At 74.6% G+C, this 18245-nt stretch carries 14 protein-coding genes; 2 read left to right on the plus strand and 12 right to left on the minus strand.

Annotated features, from left to right (window positions below):
- Positions 1 to 116 precede the first annotated feature (116 nt).
- The 7 genes from ACFV9M_RS20555 to ACFV9M_RS20585 all read right to left on the minus strand — a co-directional run bounded on the left by ACFV9M_RS20555 (position 117) and on the right by ACFV9M_RS20585 (position 7835).
- Complete coding sequence (locus ACFV9M_RS20555) at positions 117 to 590, minus strand: DUF5709 domain-containing protein (protein WP_385068193.1); 474 nt, start codon at positions 588 to 590, stop codon at positions 117 to 119.
- 175 nt (positions 591 to 765) lie between these two features.
- Positions 766 to 1638 carry a proteasome subunit beta gene (prcB, locus tag ACFV9M_RS20560; RefSeq protein WP_385068191.1) on the minus strand — a complete coding sequence of 291 codons (873 nt, stop codon included), beginning with the start codon at positions 1636 to 1638 and terminating at the stop codon, positions 766 to 768.
- Positions 1639 to 1713: 75 nt separating this feature from the next.
- Positions 1714 to 2655: a lysylphosphatidylglycerol synthase domain-containing protein gene (locus ACFV9M_RS20565; protein WP_385068190.1), complete on the minus strand. Its 942-nt coding sequence runs from the start codon at positions 2653 to 2655 to the stop codon at positions 1714 to 1716.
- Entirely contained in the window at positions 2652 to 4148 is a 1497-nt protein-coding gene (locus tag ACFV9M_RS20570; protein WP_385068188.1) for a hypothetical protein, read from the minus strand. Before ACFV9M_RS20570 ends, ACFV9M_RS20565 begins: the two co-directional genes overlap by 4 nt.
- A gap of 130 nt (positions 4149 to 4278) precedes the next feature.
- A complete protein-coding gene (locus tag ACFV9M_RS20575; RefSeq protein WP_385068186.1) occupies positions 4279 to 6621 on the minus strand; it encodes a glycoside hydrolase family 65 protein in 2343 nt (780 codons plus the stop codon).
- Positions 6618 to 7370, minus strand: a complete 753-nt coding sequence (locus tag ACFV9M_RS20580) for an HAD family hydrolase (protein WP_385068184.1) — start codon at positions 7368 to 7370, stop codon at positions 6618 to 6620. The genes ACFV9M_RS20575 and ACFV9M_RS20580 overlap by 4 nt, the downstream gene beginning before the upstream one ends.
- Positions 7371 to 7439: 69 nt before the next feature.
- A complete protein-coding gene (locus ACFV9M_RS20585) occupies positions 7440 to 7835 on the minus strand; it encodes a nuclear transport factor 2 family protein (protein ID WP_385068182.1) in 396 nt (131 codons plus the stop codon).
- A 54-nt stretch (positions 7836 to 7889) separates the two neighbouring features.
- Between ACFV9M_RS20585 and ACFV9M_RS20590 the strand changes: the two genes are divergently transcribed.
- Positions 7890 to 8600: a nucleoside/nucleotide kinase family protein gene (locus ACFV9M_RS20590; RefSeq protein ID WP_385068180.1), complete on the plus strand. Its 711-nt coding sequence runs from the start codon at positions 7890 to 7892 to the stop codon at positions 8598 to 8600.
- A 57-nt stretch (positions 8601 to 8657) separates the two neighbouring features.
- Here the strand turns inward: ACFV9M_RS20590 and ACFV9M_RS20595 are convergent, their stop codons facing one another.
- The 5 genes from ACFV9M_RS20595 to ACFV9M_RS20615 all read right to left on the minus strand — a co-directional run bounded on the left by ACFV9M_RS20595 (position 8658) and on the right by ACFV9M_RS20615 (position 15149).
- A complete protein-coding gene (locus tag ACFV9M_RS20595) occupies positions 8658 to 10484 on the minus strand; it encodes a hypothetical protein (protein ID WP_385068179.1) in 1827 nt (608 codons plus the stop codon).
- Between the two features lie 8 nt (positions 10485 to 10492).
- Complete coding sequence (locus ACFV9M_RS20600; protein ID WP_385068177.1) at positions 10493 to 11371, minus strand: carbohydrate ABC transporter permease; 879 nt, start codon at positions 11369 to 11371, stop codon at positions 10493 to 10495.
- Between the two features lie 20 nt (positions 11372 to 11391).
- Entirely contained in the window at positions 11392 to 12369 is a 978-nt protein-coding gene (locus tag ACFV9M_RS20605; protein WP_385068176.1) for a carbohydrate ABC transporter permease, read from the minus strand.
- Between the two features lie 53 nt (positions 12370 to 12422).
- Positions 12423 to 13742 (minus strand): ABC transporter substrate-binding protein, encoded by a 1320-nt coding sequence (locus ACFV9M_RS20610; protein WP_385068175.1) that lies wholly within the window; start codon positions 13740 to 13742, stop codon positions 12423 to 12425.
- A 273-nt stretch (positions 13743 to 14015) separates the two neighbouring features.
- Positions 14016 to 15149 (minus strand): ROK family protein, encoded by a 1134-nt coding sequence (locus ACFV9M_RS20615; protein ID WP_385068174.1) that lies wholly within the window; start codon positions 15147 to 15149, stop codon positions 14016 to 14018.
- A gap of 950 nt (positions 15150 to 16099) precedes the next feature.
- Here ACFV9M_RS20615 and ACFV9M_RS20620 point away from each other — a divergent pair.
- Positions 16100 to 18016 carry a phosphatase PAP2 family protein gene (locus ACFV9M_RS20620; protein ID WP_385068173.1) on the plus strand — a complete coding sequence of 639 codons (1917 nt, stop codon included), beginning with the start codon at positions 16100 to 16102 and terminating at the stop codon, positions 18014 to 18016.
- Positions 18017 to 18245: the final 229 nt, after the last annotated feature.

An 18245-nucleotide genomic window follows, 5' to 3' on the forward strand; every position in this document is an offset into this window, starting at 1 on the left:
ACGACGCCGTCCCGCAGGCGCGGTGAGCCGGTGCCCCGAAGGGCCGCGGGACCGGCCGATCGGTGGAACCGGTGACCGGTGGCCCCGGGGAGGGGACCGCGCGCGGCGGCCCCCTGTCAGGGCAGCTCGTCGTCGTCCACCACGTGGACGGCGGCCTCCTCCGCGCCCGCGGCCCCCGCGTCGATGCCGGCGTCCTCGGCGATCTCCTCCTTGGTGGCGTCGGGGTGCGCGCCCTCGTCGGGGGCGACCAGACGGCCGGCGCGCTCCCCGCCCGCCTCCGGGTCGACCGGCTCGCCCTCACCGCCGGGCAGGTCGCCGATCCCGTCCCCGGCGGGCCCGGCCACGTCCGGGACCTCCTGCGCGAGACGCTGGTCGAGGGTCTCGCCCTCGTGCTGCTCGGCGGCGGTGGTGCCGTACTTGGTGACGCCGAGCGGCTTCTCCGGCGGGGAGTAGCCCTCGTCCAGGGTGTCGTCGTAGGTGCGTTCGTCGACGGCGTCCTGGAGATCGAGGGGGGCGGCGTCCTCCTGCTCCTCGTTGGTGCCGGTGGGCTGGTAGACGTCGTCGCCCCTCGTCTCGGGCTCCGTACCCATGGGTCCTCCCTGTGCTGGTGCGTCACGCTGTCCCCGTCCGCGTATCCCGCCACGGGCGCCCCAACCCCGGCACCCGCCGCGGAGCCGTGCCGAACAGCGGGGACCGGGCCGCCGCCGCTCCTGCCGGCGTCAGGGGCGCGGGGGACGAGCGGCCTCCGAGATCACGGCGGCGCGGTCACCCCGTGACGTCGGCGTCGGCGTCGGCGTTCGGTCCGTCCGGCCGGCTGCGTCGCTGGGCGACCGTCTCGCGGCTCAGCTCCTCCGTCTCCGGCTCGGACAGCCGCTCGAAGCCGTCCTCGGTGATGACCGAGACGACGGGGAAGATCCGCCGGTTGAGGTCGGGGCCGCCGGTCGCGGAGTCGTCGTCCGCCGCGTCGTACAGCGCCTGGAGGGCGGCGAGGACCGCCTCGCGCCGGCCCATGTCCCTGCGGTAGAGCTTCTTCAACGCGCCCCGTGCGTACGGCGATCCGGAGCCCTCGGCGTGGAAGTCCCGCTTCTCGTACAGGCCGCCGGCGACGTCGAAGCCGAAGATGCGGCCGCGCCGCCCCTCGGGCGCGGCGGGGTCGTAGCCGGTGAGGAGGGGGACCACGGCGAGGCCCTGCATGGCCTGGCCGAGGTTCTGCCGGATCATTCCGGCCAGGCGGCGCGCCTTCGCGCCGAGGGTCATCGCGGTGCCCTCGATCTTCTCGAAGTGCGCCAGCTCGACCTGGTAGAGCTTCACCAGGTCCAGCGCCAGGCCCACGGTGCCGGCGAAGGCGACGGCGGTGTGGTCGTCGGCGGGGTACACCTTCTCCAGGTCGCGCTGGGCGATGAGGTTGCCCATGGTGGCCCTGCGGTCGCCGGCGAGCAGCACGCCGTCGCGGAAGGCGAGGGCGAGCACGGTGGTGCCGTGCGGCACCCGGTCCGGCGCGGCCCGTACGCCGTCGGGGAGGATCCGGCGCGTGCTCAGCAGCTCCGGGCGGTGCGCCGCCAGGAAGTCGACGAAGGACGAGGTCCCCGGGGTGAAGAACTCCTCCCCCAGCCGCCCGCCGTGGTCGTTCCCCGCCATGGCACTCCCCCTCGTCCGCCGGACCGGCCACCGGTCTCCTACCAGGAGTCGGCGGCCGGGAAACCCGGGACCGGGTCACAGCGCCCCGCGGCGGGCCAGGACACCGAGCACCAGCAGACCGGGCGGCAGCGGCAGCCACACGGTCAGGAGCCGGTAGCCGAGCACCGCGGAGGCGGCCGCGGAGGCGGGCGTGCCGGCGGCCGCCGGCGCGAAGGCGAGCGCCGCGTCCAGGGAGCCGAGTCCGCCCGGTGTGGGCAGCAGGGCGGCCGCGCTGCTCGCGGCGAGGTAGAGCAGCGCGACCCGCGCCGCGGGCAGGGGCAGCGCGACGGCCCGGGTGACGGCGATCAGGACGCACGCGTGGAGCGCGGCGAACGCCGCCGAACCGCCCCACAGGGCGGCCGCCCGCCGCGGCCGCGCGTGCACGGCCCGGATGTCGGCCGTCACCTGGGCCACGATCCGCCGGCACCGCGGCCGCAGGAGGCCTGCCGTGAGGGCGCACGCGCCGAGGGCCGCGCAGGCGCCGACCGCTGCGCCGTTCCGGTGGTGCGGGATCCGCGGCAGGCCCGGGCAGGCGGCGGCGAGGCCGGCGACGAGGGCGCCGCGCGCCACCCCGCCGGCCGTGGCCTTGGCCCCCACGGCGGTCGCCGCGCGGCCGGCGGGCAGTCCGCACCGCATGAGGAAGCGCAGGGTGACGGCGCCGGCGCCGAGCCCGGCGGGCAGGACCTGGTTGGCCGCGGAGGCGGCGAACTGCGCGGCCACCAGCCGCCCCGGCGGCAGCGGCCGGAGCACGGCGCCCTGCTGGGCGAGGGCCGCGCACGGCCAGGTGGCGCAGGCGGCGGCCGCCGCGGCCAGCAGCCAGCCCTGGTCGGCGACCGCGAGCCGCAGGACACCGGTCTCCAGGACGGGCCAGTGGCGGCTCGCCAGCCAGCCGGCGGCTGCGAGGACGGCGAGGGTGAGGGCGGTCTGCCGGCGGGCGCCCTTGCGGACCGCCGCGACGGGGACCTGCCCGGACGTCATGCGGGTCCGTTCGGGCGGGGTGGGGGCGCGAGGCGCAGGTCGAGACCGGCGGAGGGGTGGCGCGCCCAGTCGCGGGCGTACGGGGGCGGCGGGCCGCCGGGGCGGGAGAGGGCGGCGGTCGGGATCCGGCGGGCGGTGCTCAGGATGCCCGCCTCGGTCGAGTTGGCGTTGTGCCCGCGCGGGTTGGCCGAGGAGCAGCCGGTGTAGAAGGCGACGGGGACGGCCTCGGCCCCGGTGAGCAGACAGGGCGGGCGGACGCCCAGCCGGTGCAGGTCGGTGGCGGTGCGGCTCCAGTCGCGGCGGTCGGCGGCGGTGCGGTCCACGGTGCGGTGCAGGACGGCGTACTGCACCGCCAGGTGCCCGGCCAGGCCCACCGCGACGACGGCGGCGGCGGCCGGGCGCCACCGGCCGTCGGCTCTGGTGACCAGGTGGAACAGGGCGTCGGCGACCGGAAGGGCCAGCAGGAGGTAGGTGGGGAGCAGGAAGCGCGGTGCCGCGTAGCCGATCAGGAACAGGTAGGGCAGGGCGGCGGTCGTGGCGCAGGCGAGCGGCAGCAGGGTGGGGGCGGTGCGCCGGGCCCGGGCCGCGACCGCGAGAGCGACGGCGGCGAGGACCGGCAGGACGCACCACCACGCCATGACGGCCGGGTGCGGCAGGGCGCCGGTGCAGGGGCGGCACAGGGTCCGGCCGACCAGGCCGCGCAGCTGGTCGTCCACCGCGTTGTTCCAGCCGAGCCCGCCCTGGATGCGGGAGCCCTCGGACAGCCGCTCGGCGAGCCCGCCGAAGGCGAGGTGGGCCTCGATCACCCACTGTCCGACGCCCGTCGCGAGCCCCGCCAGGAGGACGAGCCCGAGGCGCACCCCGCGGCCCGCCACCGCCAGGGCGAGCAGCGGCAGAGCGATCCACACGGCGTCGGTGGGCCGCATCCACGCCATGAGCGCGGCACCGGCCGCCACGCCCCACAGCGCGGCCCGGTCCCGGTGGTCCGCGCGGACCCGCAGACAGCAGCCGGCGCAGGCGAGGGCGCCCAGGGCGACCCAGAGGTTGGGCATGGCGGCCGGGCCGTAGAACAGCGTCACCCACAGGGAGGCGAAGAGGGCGCCGGCGGCGGCGAGCACGCGGGCCGGGAAGAAGCCGCGCCAGACGCGCAGGGCCAGCAGGAGGCCGAGGCCGGACAGCAGCGCGAGGTAGACGCGGAGCAGTCCGGTGGAGGTCGACCAGGACGTGATCGGCGCGACCAGCAGGGAGACGCCCCGGGCGCGCGGGGCGCTGAAGAACGCCGGGGGCGCCTGGGCGCTGTTCTGGCTGACGTACACCGTCTCGTCCCAGCCGAGGCCCAGGGTGGGCCGGACGAGGAGCAGCTGGGCCACCGTGAAGGCGGCGGCCACGGCGGCGAGCGGCCACGCGCCGCGCGTGTGCCAGGAGCTGCCGGGCCCGGCCGCCGGGGTGCCCCGTCGCGCGCCGACGAGCATGGCGTTCGTGCCGTGGGCCATCGTCCACCCCTTGGGTCCGGAGCCGGAGAACCGGAGAAACCGCAGAACCGTGCAGAACACGGTCAAAGTAACCCGAGGGGGACGGACCCGCAGGACGGGGTTGGGCCGGCCGGCTGACGCCGGCCGGCCGTCAGCGGGCGTTGGGGCGGCGGTGCGGGGGCTGCTCGGGCGCCGGGCGCTCCGGCGCCGGCGGGATGTCGCGCACGGCCGGACCGTCCCCGTTGAGGTGCACCGGGGTGCCGTGGTGGCCGATCGTCAGGGGCGGACCGGACAGCAGGGTGTAGGTGGCCTTGTCCGGGCCGACCTCCACGTGCAGGCGGCGGCCGAGGATCTGGAGGGAGAAGGCGAGGCGGCCGAACCTCTCCGGCAGGCGGGGGGCGAAGCCGAGGCGGTCGCCGTCGCGGCGCAGCCCGCCGAACCCGGCGACCAGTGCCGTCCAGGTGCCGGCGAGGGAGGCGATGTGCAGGCCGTCGCGGGTGTTGTGCTCCAGGTCCGCCAGGTCCATCAGGGCGGCCTCGACGGTGTAGTCGTAGGCCAGGCCGAGATGGCCGGCCCGGGCGGCGACGACGGCCTGGCAGCACGCCGACAGGGAGGAGTCGCGCACGGTCAGCGGCTCGTAGTAGGCGAAGTTGCGGGCGATCTGCTCCTCGTCGAAGAAGCCGCCGCAGGTGTACATCGCCAGTACCAGGTCCGCCTGTTTGACCACCTGCTTGCGGTACAGGTCGAAGTAGGGGAAGTGCAGCATCAGGGGGTACTGGTCGGGGCGGGTGCCGGCGAAGTCCCAGCGCTGGTAGCGGGTGAAGCCCGCGTGCTGTTCGTGCACGCCGAGTTCGTCGTTGTAGGGGACGGCCACCGCCTGCGCGGCGTCCCGCCAGGACGCGCTCTCCTCCGGGTCGACGCCGAGGGCGGCGGCCCGCTCGGGGTGGCGTTCGACGATGTCGGCGGCGGCGAGCAGGTTCTGCCGGGCCATGAGGTTGGTGTACAGGTTGTCGTCGGCGACGGCGCTGTACTCGTCGGGGCCGGTGACGCCGTCGATGTGGAAGACGCCGTGCGCGTCGTGGTGGCCGAGCGAGCGCCACAGGCGGGCCGTCTCCACCAGCAGTTCGACGCCCGTGTCCCGTTCGAAGAGGGTGTCGCCGGTCGCCGCGACGTAGCGGACCACGGCGTCGGCGATGTCGGCGTTGACGTGGAAGGCGGCCGTGCCGGCCGGCCAGTAGGCCGAGCCCTCGGAGCCCTCGATGGTGCGCCAGGGGAACGCGGCGCCGCGCAGGCCGAGTTGGGCGGCGCGCTCGCGGGCGGCGGGCAGGGTGTTCTGCCGCCAGCGCAGCGCTTCGGAGACGGCCTCGGGCGCGGTGTAGGTGAGCAGGGGCAGCACGAAGGTCTCGGTGTCCCAGAAGGCGTGGCCGTCGTAGCCGGAGCCGGTCAGTCCCTTGGCCGGTATGGCGCGCTGCTCGGCGCGGGCGCCGGCCTGGAGGACGTGGAAGAGGGCGAAGCGGACGGCCTGCTGGATCTCCTCGTCGCCGTCGACCTCGACGTCGGCGCGCGCCCAGAAGTCGTCGAGGTAGGCCCGCTGGTCGTCGAGGAGGCCCTGCCAGCCGCTGTGTCCGGCCGCCGCGAGCGCCGCCTCCACCTGGTCGCTCATCGCGGGCCGGGACCGGGCGCCGGACCAGCCGTGCGCGACGAGCTTCTCCACCCTTAGCTTCTCGCCCGGCTCCAGCACGGAGGTGACGGTCAGCCGGGCCACGTCGACGTTGCTCTCGCTGTCGGTGGTGGTGCGTTCGGGGCCGGTGACGGTGTGGTCGGCGGCGACGGCGACGCGCAGGCCGCTGCGCCTGGTCCGGTGCACCAGGCGCAGGCGGTGGCCCGAGGTGGTGTCCTCCTCCGGTTCCAGGGGCGACTTCAGGGCGCGGGCCGCGCGCGGGTCGCCGTTCGGCTCCGGGATGCTCTCGTTGGCGACGAGTTCGGACTGGATGACGACCCGGGAGCGGCTGCCGACGGCCTCCACCTCGTAGGCGACGGCGGCGACGGCCCGCTGGGTGAGGGAGACCAGCCGCGTCGAGCGGACCCGGACCGTGGTGCCGGCCGGCGAGGTCCACTCGCAGGTGCGCTCCAGCACGCCCCGGCGCAGGTCCAGGACGCGCTCGTGGGAGACGAGGCGCCCGTAGCGCAGGTCGAACGGCTCGTCGTCGACGAGCAGCCTGAGGACCTTGCCGTTGGTGACGTTGATGACGGTCTGGCCGGACTCCGGGTAGCCGTAGCCGGCTTCCGCGTAGGGCAGCGGGTGCAGCTCGTACACGCCGTTGAGGTAGGAGCCGGGCAGGCCGTGGGGTTCGCCCTCGTCGAGGTTGCCGCGCCAGCCGACGTGCCCGTTGGACAGGGCGAACACCGACTCGCTCTGGGCGAGGACGTCGAGGTCGAGGTGCGTCTCGCGCACGCACCAGGGGTCGACGGCGTAGGACCGGTCGGTGATCACTCCTGGCCCCCCGGTCCGGCCAGGTCGGCCAGGTCCTTCACGACGACGTCGGCGCCGTGCGCGTACAGGGCGTCGGCCTGGCCCACCCGGTCGACGCCGACGACGTATCCGAAGTGGCCGGAGCGGCCCGCGTCCATGCCGGCCAGCGCGTCCTCGAAGACGGCGGCGCGGGACGGCTCGACGCCCAGGTCGCGGGCGGCGGCCAGAAAGGTGTCGGGGTGCGGCTTGCCCGGCAGTCCGCGCTCGGCGGCGACCACGCCGTCGACGCGCACCTCGAAGAGGCCCTCGGCGCCGATCGAGCGCAGCACGTCCCGGGTGTTGGCGCTGGAGGAGACGATCGCGGTGCGCAGGCCCGCCGCGCGGACGGCCTCCAGGTAGCGCAGGGTGCCGTCGTAGGCCTCGACGCCCTGGGTGCGGATCTTCTCCAGCAGCAGTTCGTTCTTGCGGTTGCCGAGGCCGTGGACGGTCGCGGCGTCCGGCGGGTCGCCGGGCCCGCCCTCGGGCAGGTGGATGCCGCGGGAGGCGAGGAAGGTGCGCACGCCGTCGGCGCGCGGGCGCCCGTCGACGTACTCGCCGTAGTCGCCGGCGCTGTCGAACGGCCGGAAGTCCGCGCCCTCCCGTTCGCGCAGGAACGCGTCGAACGTCTCCTTCCAGGCCGCCGCGTGCACCACCGCCGTCCTGGTGACGACCCCGTCGAGGTCGAAGAGGCAGGCCTGGATGGTGTCCGGGAGTCCGAGCGTCGTCGTCATACAGGACCGGTTCCCCCGCACGGGGGTGCCCAACGGTGTGGCGCGCGCCACACCTGCGGTGACGGGGTGTCAGTCGTGCGGGAACGAGTGGTGCTCGTGCGCGATCACCCACCGGCCGCGCCGCTTGCGCAGACCGAACGTCAGCCGCAGCCGCAGGGCGGGCCGCGCGGCCAGCTCCTCGGGCGTGCCGCAGCGCAGCAGGGCGTGGGCCCAGGCCACCTCGGGCCCGGCGGTGACGTCGAGGGTGTCGATCTCGAACAGCGCGCCCTGCGCCTGCCAGGCGAAGAACGGCGGCCAGAGCGCCCGGTAGGCGGGCAGGCCGCGCAGGCCGTCGTGGGGCGGGGTCACGTGGTAGAGGAGGAGGTCCTCGGCGTGGTCGGCGAGGACGGCCTCCAGGTCGCCGCGGTGCACGGCGTCGGCCCAGCGGGTGATCAGGGTGCGGATGCGCGTCTCGTCCTCGGACACCTGCTCCTCCTCTCCGCGTCCAGGTCCCCTTCCGGGCTGCGACACTTCTGTTCCGTGCTCACCTTCGACGATCTGCTCCTGCGTGCGCGTTCCCTGGTTCCGGGTGGTCGACGCGCCCTCCTCGGCATCGCCGGCGGCCCCGGCGCCGGCAAGACGACCCTCGCCGAGCATCTGGTGCGGGAGCTGAACGGCACCGGGGAGCCGTGGGTGGCGCACGTCCCGATGGACGGTTTCCACCTCGCCGACGTCGAGCTGGACCGGCTCGGCCGCCGCGGCCGCAAGGGCGCGCCCGACACCTTCGACGCGGCCGGGTACGCGGCCCTGCTGCGCCGGTTGCGCGAGGAGGCGGAGGGCGACGACATCGTGTACGCGCCCGGCTTCGAACGGGTCCTGGAGCAGCCGCTCGCGGGCGCGGTCCCGGTGCCGCCGACGGCCCGGCTCGTGGTCACGGAGGGCAACTACCTGCTGCTGGACACGGGCGCGTGGGCGCGGGTGCGGTCCGCGCTGGACGAGGTGTGGTTCTGCGAGACGGACGAGGAGGAACGCGTCCGCCGGCTGGTCGCCCGGCACGAGGAGTTCGGCAAGGCGCCCGAGGAGGCGGTGGCCTGGGTGCGGGGCACCGACCAGCGCAACGCCGACCTCGTCGCGGCGACCCGGGAGCGGGCCGACCTGGTGGTGCGGGACGTCGTGGGGCGGCCGCACGGGGCCGGAGATCACCGTGCCGGTGCCGGACCGGGCGGAGTCGGAGCGGACACCGGCGGCTGAGCGGGGGGACCTGCCGCACGCGGCCGCATGTCCCCGGCGTCCGACCGGGCGCGCGCCTCAGGCCCCGCGCAGTGTCAGCCGCGGCTCGCCGTGCGCGTCCTCGTCGCCGAGTACGGCGGTGAAGGCGGCCGTCCGTACGGTCAGCCCCTCCCCGCCGTGCTCGACGGACACCGTGAGCGGCTCCCGCGAGCCGTACCGCACGGCGAAGACGTGCAGGTCGTCGGGGGCGTCCGGGACCGGGCCGGCCTCCAGGGCCGTGGAGCTGACCAGGTGCTTCCAGCCCTCGTCGGGGTCGCCGTAGCCGCGCGGGTCGGCGGCGAGGGCGAAGGCGGCCTGCTCCTGCGTGAGGTCGGCGCGGGCGTCGAAGTGGTCCGGGCCCGTCGTGTCGGGGTGCGTCAGGCGCAGCGCGCCGGCCGAGACGACCGCCCCCCGGGCCGTGCGCCGCACCCGGTCGCCGTCGTCCTCGGCGTACGGCATCCCGGCCAGCAGGTACGGCGTGCCGTCGAGGCGTTCCACGGCCACCGTCGTCCACAGGGCCGCGCCGTCGGTGACGTACAGGGAGCGCACATGGCGCAGGACGTGGTCGCGGCCGACCACGGGCTGGGTGACCAGCTTGGCGGCCAGGCCGTCGGCGCGTACGTCGCGGACGCGGACCTCGCCCATGGGACGGCACAGCAGGAAGCCGTCGGTGACCGGGCCGAAGCCGTGCCGGCGGCCGACGGCGGCGGGCAGGTAGTAGGTGCCGCCCGCCTCGACCAGCGACGGGGTCATCCGGTCGTCGAAGGCCGCGGAGACCGTGCCGGCGCGCAGTTGGTGGCGGGTGGGCGCGGCGGACGGGGTGCGCTGCCAGCGGGTGGTGTCCTGGATCTGCCAGACCAGCATCCACGCGAAGTGGCCGTCGACGCCGCCGTCCGCCTTGACCGCGTGCCGTCCCCAGCGGGTGTCGCCGCGGTAGCGGCCCAGGTCGGAGCCGATGCGGCGGCTGAAGTAGCGCAGGCCGAGGACGGATTCGAAGCCGGAGTGCTGTTCGCTGTAGCGGGGGCCGCCCTGGTCGAAGCCGCCGCCCGTCAGCCGGGCGTCGAGGTAGCGGGCGAGCGCGTCGCCGTCCTCGGCGAAGACGTCCTCGCCGCTGACCCGGTGGGCCTGGGCGAGGAAGGAGAGGGAGATCGGGCCGTAGTTGTTGTCGTAGGCGCCGCCGTGCTCGGGGGGCAGCAGGGCGCCCCGGTCGCGGACCCGGTGCGCCCGGATCTCGTCGCGGTAGAGGGCCATCGCCCGCGCGCGGACCGGTTCGCCCCGCCCGGGCGGGAGGTGGCGCGCGAGCATCAGGCCGCCCACCACGCAGCCGATGGCCTGGTTCCCCGCGTGCTGCGGGTTGAAGAACGTCGCCTCGGTCAGCCGGCGCCAGTAGCCGTGCGCCACCTCCAGCAGTTCCGCGCGCGGGTCGTCGTCGACCAGGCCGTCGGCCGCGTCGAGGACGTTCACCGCCTGGAGCAGCGCCCACACCGTGCTGGGCCAGTCGCCGATGGGGTGGGCGCCGGCCGCCAGGGTGTAACGGGCGTACGGCAGGCCGGACGCGCGCACCCTGAGGTTGGGGTAGCCGGGGTTGTCGTCCCGGTAGACCCGTTCGCGCAGGTGGAAGGCGAGGCTGCGGCGGACCGCCTCGGGCAGCCGCGGGTCCTGGGTGCGCTGCCAGGCCAGGGCCAGCAGGGAGGTGATGCCGAGGGAGGTGTCGCCGATGTCGTCGACGCAGTCGGGGTGTTCGAGGCTGCCCTCGGGCGTGAGCCGGGCGAGGGCCTGCTCGGTGACGTCGGCGAGGACGGCGTCGTACGCCTCGGGGGTGTCGGGCAGGTCGTGCAGCGGGCCGCGCTGGTGGGGGAGGTGCATGTCGCGGATCAGCCCTTCATACCGGAGGTCGCCAGGCCTTCGACCAGCCTCTTCTGGAAGACGAGGAAGCAGATGAGCGTGGGCAGGAGCGCGAGTGTCGACATGGCGAACATCGCGCCGTAGGAGGAGCCGCTGGTCTTGTCCAGGAACAGGGTCAGGCCGAGGGGGACCGTGAAGCGGTCGTTGCGCTGGAGGTAGACGAGCTGGCTGAGGAAGTCGTCGTAGGTCCAGATGAAGGAGAAGATCGTGGTGGTGATCAGGGCCGGGCGCATCAGCGGCAGGATGATCTTCCAGTAGATCTGCAGGGGGTTGGCGCCGTCCATCATGGCCGCCTGGTCCAGCTCGCGCGGGATGGAGCGGATGAACTGGACCATCAGGAAGACGAAGAAGGCGTCCGTGGCCAGGAACTTCGGCACGATCAGCGGCAGGAACGTGTTGATCCAGGTCAGGTTGTAGAAGATCGTGTACTGGGGGATGAGGGTGGCCTGCATCGGCAGCATCAGCGTGCCGAGCATGACGCCGAACCAGATCCTCTTGCCGCGGAACTCGAAGCGGGCGAAGGCGTAGGCGGCCAGCGAGCAGGAGATGACGTTGCCGACGACCGCGCCGATCGACACGATCAGCGAGTTGGTGATGTACAGGGAGAAGGAGTTGCCGGAGCCGCTCCAGCCCTCGGAGTAGTTCTCGGGGCGCAGTCCGTTCGGGATGAGCCCCGGGTGGGTGAAGATCTCGGTGTCGGGCTTGACGGAGCTGCTGAGCATCCACAGCAGCGGGTACAGCATGACGACCGCGACGCCGATGAGCAGCGTGTGGACGAGGATGCGGCGGGGGCCGGTGAGCGAGCGCAGCCTGCGCAGCGGCGAGGCGTTCGGGGTGAGGGCGGACATGGGACGGAAGGACTCCTCGCTCAGTCGTCGTAGTGGACCCAGTAGCGGCCGGCGACGAAGTTGACCGCCGTGAAGCCCGCGATGACCAGGAACAGCACCCAGGCGAGCGCCGAGGCGTACCCCATCTGGAGGTCGGTGAAGCCCTTCTTGTACAGGTAGAGGGAGTACAGCATCGTCGAGTTGAGCGGTCCGCCGGAGCCGTTGCTGACCACGAAGGCGGGGGTGAACGTCTTGAACGCGTCGATGATCTGGAGGACGACGTTGAAGAAGACGATCGGCGTCAGCAGGGGCAGGGTGATCCGGAAGAAGCGGGTGAAGGGGCCGACGCCGTCGAGGGCGGCCGCCTCGTACACGTCCTTGGGCAGCTGCTTCAGGCCGGCGAGGAAGATGACCATCGGGGTGCCGAACTGCCAGACGGCGAGCAGGACGAGCGTGTAGAGCGCCGTGTCGGGGCTGGAGATCCAGTCCTGGCCCTGGATGCCGAACCAGCCGAGGACGTCGTTGAACAGGCCGTCGCCGCCGAAGACCTGCTGCCACACGATCGCCACGGCCACCGCGCCGCCGAGCAGCGAGGGCAGGTAGAAGGCGGCCCGGTAGAGGCCGATGCCCTTGAGGTCGCGGTTGAGCAGCATCGCCACGGCGAGCGCGAGGCCCAGTTTGAGCGGGACGGAGACCACGACGTACAGCAGTGTGGCGTGCACCGAGTCCCAGAAGACCGGGTCGTCGGTGAACATCCGGTCGTAGTTCTCGGCGCCGACCCATTCGGGGGCGGTGAGCAGGTCGAACTCGGTGAACGACAGGTACAGCGAGTCGAGCATCGGATAGATCGTCAGCCCGAACAGGCCGACGAACCAGGGGGCCAGGAAGACGTACGGCCACCATCCGCCGCCCCGCCGTCTGGCGAGGCGGCGGCGCATGCGCTCGCGCTCCCGCTGGTCGGACGGGGTCGCCGGAGCCGGCGGCTCCTTCACGACCTCGTCGGTCATGGCGGTGGTCATCCTCATCTCCGTGGCCCTCTCCCATTGTTCGTGCGTGCCGTGCCTGCCCGGGCCTACGCGGACAGGATCCCTGCGGCCTGGTCGAAGAACGCGCCGAGCTGCGCCTTGACGGTCTTCTTGCCGAAGGCGACGGCGAGGTTCGACTGGAACAGCAGGTCCCAGATCTGGTCGGCGCCCTGCGGCGGGGGCACCGGGGCGGGCAGCGCGTCGGTGGCGCGGGCGACGCGCTGGGAGATGTGGTCGGCGTTCGCCATGTTGAGCTTGTCGGTTGCGGTGAGGCCGGAGGCGATCAGGGTGCGGGCCTTCTCCGTGGGCGGGATGCCGCGCAGCAGCTGCATGTCCTTGATCGCCGTCTCGTCCTGCGCGAAGAACGACATGATTTTGACGGAGTCGGCGACCCGCTTGCTCGTCCCGGTCGCGCTCAGCAGCACACCGCCGTTGACGAAGTTGCCCTCGCGGGCGCCGGAGAAGTCGCCCTGCGGGGTGGGCAGGAAGTCCAGCTGGGCGTCGGTGATGGAGCCGCCCGCGCCGTAGACGCCGGAGTCGAAGGTGAACAGGGCCTTGCCGATGACGACCGCGTTCTTGGTGAGGTCGTTGTGGGCGGCGGAGGTGATCGCGGCCGGCGGGGAGGCGTGGAGCTTGCGCATCCCGGCCCAGAACTCCCACCACTCCTGGAGGGTGTCGGCGGTGAAGCCGAGCTTCGTGCCGTCGTCGGAGAAGAAGGTCTGGCCCTTCTCGCGGGCGAAGATCTCGAAGCACTGGAGGGTGGAGCCGCCGCCGTCGTCGACGCCGTACGTCTTGCCGCCGCTCTTCCTGTACACGTCCTGGGCGACCTTCCGCAGGTCGGCCCAGGTCCACTCGCGGTCCGGCAGTTCCAGGCCCAGGGCCTCCAGGCCGGTGCGGTTGACGGTGAGCTGGTTGACGCCGATGCCGGAGGGGACGCCGTAGAGCTTGCCGTCGACGGTGCCGGCGGCGAGCAGTGTCTGGGAGAAGCCGGTCAGGTCCAGGGTCTTGCCGACGTGGGCGTCGAGCGGGGCGAGCACCCCCTTGCGGGCGTACTGGGCGACCAGGGCGGTGTCCATCTGGAGCAGGTCGGGGGCGCTGCCGCCGGCGACGTTGGTGTTGAACTTGTCGAAGTAGCCGTCGTACCCGGAGTAGGTCTCCTGGATCTCGATCTTCGGGTTCCGCTTCTGGAAGGAGGCCAGCGCCTTCTTGTACGCCGCGTGGCGCTCGTCGCTGCCCCACCAGATCATCGTCAGCTCGTCGCTGGTGGTGCCGGCGCCGGTACCGCCGGCGCAGGCGCTCAGCGCGCCGGCGGCGGCGAGTCCGCTCGCGGTGCGGAGAAGGGTTCTGCGCGAGAAGTGGTGACCCACCGGGTCCTCCCTGAAGGGTGCGTGACGGATTTCCCGGCCGGCCGGCGGCGGCTCGGGCACGTTCTCGGAAGGGCGCCTTCCGGGGGTGCGGCCTCGCCCGGCCGCGCCGTCCTCACGGGTGGGGATCCCCGGCCGTCGACGGCCGTCGTCACGCGAGCACGCCCTCGCGTGGCTGCCGTACCCCGGGTACGGGCGGGACGCTCACCCCAAGCCGGTGTCCCGACCGGCTTAGAAAGCGCTTGTCCGGACATTGGCAGACCGAGTCGGAAGCCGTCAATCCTCCGTCCTCGCCGCCCGGGTCACGTTTTGGACTCCCCGGGCCACCGCGAGCCGCGCCGCGCCGACGACGGTGCCGAGCTCCCCCACCGTGCTGCTGACCACCTCGGTCGGCCAGCTCAGCCGGTCCAGCTCGGCCCGCACCCCGGGCAGCAGCCGCGGGTCGGCGCCGGTGCTGCCGCCCAGCACGATCAGCCCCGGGTCCAGTACGGCGGTCACGGCGGCGGCGATCCGGCCCACGTCCACGGCGTGCCGGTCGACGACCGCGCGGGCCGCGGGCCGCCCCTGCCGGGCCTGCGCGAACAGCTGCTCGGCGGTACGCGGGCACGGCCCGTCGCCGTCCCGCCAGGCCTCGGCGGCCCGTCGCACCAGGGAGCGCTCACCGATGTACTCCTCCAGGGCCTCGCGGCGGGGCTCGCCGCCGTCGCCCCAGGGGTAGGGCAGCCGGGCCAGCTCTCCGGCGGCGCCGTTCGCCCCGCGCAGCACCCGCCCTCCGACGACGATGCCGAGGCCGACGCCCACGCCGATCCGCAGGTAGCCGAAGGTGTGCCGGCCGCGGGCCGCGCCCTCGTGCAGTTCCGCGAGCGCGGCGCAGTTGACGTTGTTCTCGAGGTGGACGGGAACGCCGGGCGGCAGCGCCACGGCCACGGCGTCGAAGACGGGACCGGCCTTGGCGGTCGCGGGGCGCATCGCGGTGCCGTCCTCGCCCCGCGCGGTGACGTCGCCGACGGCGACGACGATGGTCCGCAGCGGGGCGCCGCCGGGCAGCGCGCCGAGCGCCTCGCGTACGACGTCGGCGGCGTCCGCCCGGGAGCCGGTGGCCTCGGCGAGCGGGGTGCCGTCCAGGGCGCAGCCGCGTACCCGGGTGAGAGCGGGGCCGAGGTCGACGGCGAGCACCGCCCCGGCGGCCGGCCCCAGCCGGTAGACGGCCGCCGAGCGGCCCGTGCCGCTGGAGGCGGTGCCGGAGTGGGCGGCGAGCCGGGCACCCTCCAGTTCCGCGACGGCGGAGGACACCGTCGGCTTGGACAGGCCCGCCAGGCTCGCGAGCCGCGGCCGGGTCGCGCTGCCCGCCCCGGCCAGCACGGCGAACACCGCACGCGCGCTCTCGGTCAGGCGGGGGGCTCTTGCCACGTCGTGTTCCACAGTTCCCCCACTCAGGTCAGGGGCCGCGCTCCCGGGTCGACGGCCCGTGCGGGATGCGGCGCCGGGATGCTCCGGCGCCACACCGTCGCGCTGCCTCGGGGACCGGTCGGACGGCCGGCCGTGTGACGCCTCTTGACGCACTGTACTTCGTTAGTTAACTTCCTAACGAACTGCACGGTACTCGCCTGCCGTACTCCGTCCGAGGCCCGTCCCGGGGCTTCCCTGACTTCTCGACTCGACTCCCGGTCCTCCAGACGCGGTTCGCCCACCACCGCTGTTAGCCCACCGCCGCGGTTCGCCCACCACCGCGGCTCGGCGCGACGCCCGCGCGGGGCGGCCGCCGCACGGCCGCCCGTGCAGGCCGGCCTCCCGGCCATGGCCTCACGACTCCCGCGCACGGGAGAGATCGCGGACCTCCGGCGCGACCCGCCGTTCCCGCGGCCGTTCCCGCGGCCGTTCCCGCGGCCGTTCCCGCGGCCGTTCCCGCGGCCGTTCCCGCGGCCGTTCCCGCGGCCGTTCCCGCGGCCGTCCTCCGGCGGGAGCGGTCGTGCCGGTGCGGCGCGACCGTCGCTCGGCGCCGCACCGCCGACGCCCGCGCAGGCGGCAGGGGGCCGTCCGCCCGACCGGCGACGGGCTCACCTCACCGCCACGGCCCCGACCCTGGCCCTGGCCCTGGCCCTGGCCCTGGCCCCGGCCCGCCCATCGTGGCTCCCACCGGCTATGCAGGCGCTTCCTGTGAACCCGCGCCCCCCGTTCACCCGCGGGACATGCCACGGTCGCCCCCCTCTCCCCGACGGGACACGGCCTGGCCGTAGATCTTCGCTCGGACGCACCACGCGGCCCGGCTCACCGACCGCCGGAACCGCCGGACCCGCACCGGTCCGCGCGTCCCCTCCGCTCCTGGCCCCACGGCCGCAGAACCGAAGAGAGGCACATCCATGCCGTCCCCCGCCGGGCACCGCACGCACTCGGCCGTGAACAGGAGGGGCTTCCTGAGGGCCTCCCTGGGAGGTTCCGCCGCGCTGGTCGCCGCCCCGACGCTCGTCTCCTGGTCGGCCGCCGCCGACGCGAAGGCCGCCACGGCACCCCTCGCGTTCGTCGACGACTACCGGACGAACGTCCTGACGAACCTCACGCCCGAGACCAACGCCGTCGTGCGGATCCTCGGCGGCATGGCCGAGGTCTGGAAGACGGGCTCCGCCTGGAACACCGGCACCGCGCTGCGCCCCGAGGTGCTGCGGGCCAACATGCGCTACTGCGCCCGCGTCACCGCCGCGCGGACCGAGGCGCAGGCGAAGGAGGCGTTCGTCCACGACCGCCAGCACCAGAGCTACGCGATGATCGCCGCCCTGGGCCCGCTCGCCGAGCTCTACAAGGCGGGCGCCAAGGCGGTCACCTCGATCACCAGCGCCCCGGACACCACGCCCGCGACCACGATCAGCGACGCCGTGCCCGCCGACGCCCCGGCCGGTTCCGCGATCGGTGCGGGCTCGTACACCTCGGACCTCGGGCAGGTCGCCCGGCTGGTCGACACGGTGCGCGGGCCGTACGCTTCCGGCAACCCCGGCAAGTACGCCTTCCAGTATCCGCGCCCGTGGCGGATGAACGAGGACAGCGAGGTCGTCGACACCGGCCGCACGGACGCGCTCGGCTACCCGGTGTACGACTCGAAGGTGGTCGTCGTCCCCCAGTTGCTGCGCCAGCGCAGCACCTCCCCCGTCGACGACGGTGGCTTCCCCAGCGGCCACACCAACGCCTTCCACCTGGCCGCCCTGGCGTTCGCGTACGCGGTGCCGGAGCGGTTCCAGGAGCTGGTGACGCGCGCGTTCGAGCTGAGCCACACCCGGATCGTGTCGGGCATGCACTCCACCGTCGACGTCGTCGGCGGGCGCGTCATGGCCACCGCCCTCGCCGCGGCGGCGCTGGCCGACCCGGCCAACGACGAGCTCAAGCAGGCGGCGCGGGCGCAGGCCCTGGCGTACTTCACCGGGCGGACGGGCAGCACGCCCGACACCCTGTTCGCATACGCCCACTCCGGCGCGGACGACGCGTACGCCGACCGGGGCGCCAACGCCCGCGCCGTCGAGCCGCGTCTGACCTACGTCCTCACCCGGGAGGGCCGTGACGAGCCGCTGACCGTGCCCAAGGGCGCGGAGGTGCTGCTGGAGACGCGGCTGCCGTACCTGGACGCCGCCCAGCGCCGCGAGGTGCTGCGCACGACCGCGCTGCCCTCGGGCTACGTGCTGCTCGACGGCTTCGAGCAGTGGGGGCGGCTCGACCTGTTCGCGGCGGCCGACGGTTACGGCTCGTTCGCCTCGGACGTCACGGTCACGCTGGACGCGTCCGCGGGCGGTTTCCACGCGGCCGACGGCTGGCGCAACGACATCGGCGGCCGCGGCTCGCTGACGAAGCGGGGCACCGGCACGCTCACCCTGTCCGGCCGGAACCGGTACACGGGCGGCACGGTCGTGGAGGACGGCGTGCTGGTCTCCGCCGCCGCCCACGCGCTGGGCCACGGTGACGTGCGGGTGCTCGGCGGGACGGTGCGGATCGACGAACCGGCCGAGGTGCGCGGGCTGTTCGCGCAGGAGGCCGGCACGCTGGAGGCGACCCTGCGCGCGGGCCGGCACCAGGCGGTCCTCACGGTGACCCGGCGGGTCGTGCTCGGTGAGGGCGCCGTGCTGTCGCTCCGCCTCGACACCGAGCGGACCCCGGCCGCCGGCAGCACCGTGCGCGTCATCGACGCCCCGGCGCTGCGCGGCCGCTTCGACCGCGTCGAGCTGGACTCCGACACACTGCGCGCCGTGCCCGTGTACACGGCGGACGGTCTGTCGGTACGGCTCCTGAGGCGGTGACGCCCCGCCGGCCGGGAGCCGCCCACGGGCTCCCGGCCGGCCGCGCCCGCCCGGCCCGCCCGCCCGGCCCGCCCGCCACGGCCCGCCCGCCACGGCCCGCCTCGCCTGCGGCGGCACCCACCCCACCGCCTCACTCCTCCCACCCACCGGCTCGCACCTCCCGCTCCCCCCGGGCCCCCCCCCCCCCCCCCCCCCCCGCCCCCCCCCCCCCCCCCCCCCCCCCCCCCCC

Source organism: Streptomyces sp. NPDC059895, assembly GCF_042731035.1.
In the GTDB taxonomy this organism is placed as follows: Bacteria; Actinomycetota; Actinomycetes; order Streptomycetales; family Streptomycetaceae; genus Streptomyces.

What these genes read in the sequence shown, in the direction of transcription:
- ACFV9M_RS20555 (WP_385068193.1), bottom strand. Translation starts at nt 590, where the DNA reads ATGGGTACGGAGCCCGAGACGAGGGGCGACGACGTCTACCAGCCCACC.
- prcB (WP_385068191.1), bottom strand. Translation starts at nt 1,638, where the DNA reads ATGGCGGGGAACGACCACGGCGGGCGGCTGGGGGAGGAGTTCTTCACC.
- ACFV9M_RS20565 (WP_385068190.1), bottom strand. Translation starts at nt 2,655, where the DNA reads ATGACGTCCGGGCAGGTCCCCGTCGCGGCGGTCCGCAAGGGCGCCCGC.
- ACFV9M_RS20570 (WP_385068188.1), bottom strand. Translation starts at nt 4,148, where the DNA reads ATGGCCCACGGCACGAACGCCATGCTCGTCGGCGCGCGACGGGGCACC.
- ACFV9M_RS20580 (WP_385068184.1), bottom strand. Translation starts at nt 7,370, where the DNA reads ATGACGACGACGCTCGGACTCCCGGACACCATCCAGGCCTGCCTCTTC.
- ACFV9M_RS20595 (WP_385068179.1), bottom strand. Translation starts at nt 10,484, where the DNA reads ATGCACCTCCCCCACCAGCGCGGCCCGCTGCACGACCTGCCCGACACC.
- ACFV9M_RS20600 (WP_385068177.1), bottom strand. Translation starts at nt 11,371, where the DNA reads ATGTCCGCCCTCACCCCGAACGCCTCGCCGCTGCGCAGGCTGCGCTCG.
- ACFV9M_RS20605 (WP_385068176.1), bottom strand. Translation starts at nt 12,369, where the DNA reads ATGACCACCGCCATGACCGACGAGGTCGTGAAGGAGCCGCCGGCTCCG.
- ACFV9M_RS20620 (WP_385068173.1), top strand. Translation starts at nt 16,100, where the DNA reads ATGCCGTCCCCCGCCGGGCACCGCACGCACTCGGCCGTGAACAGGAGG.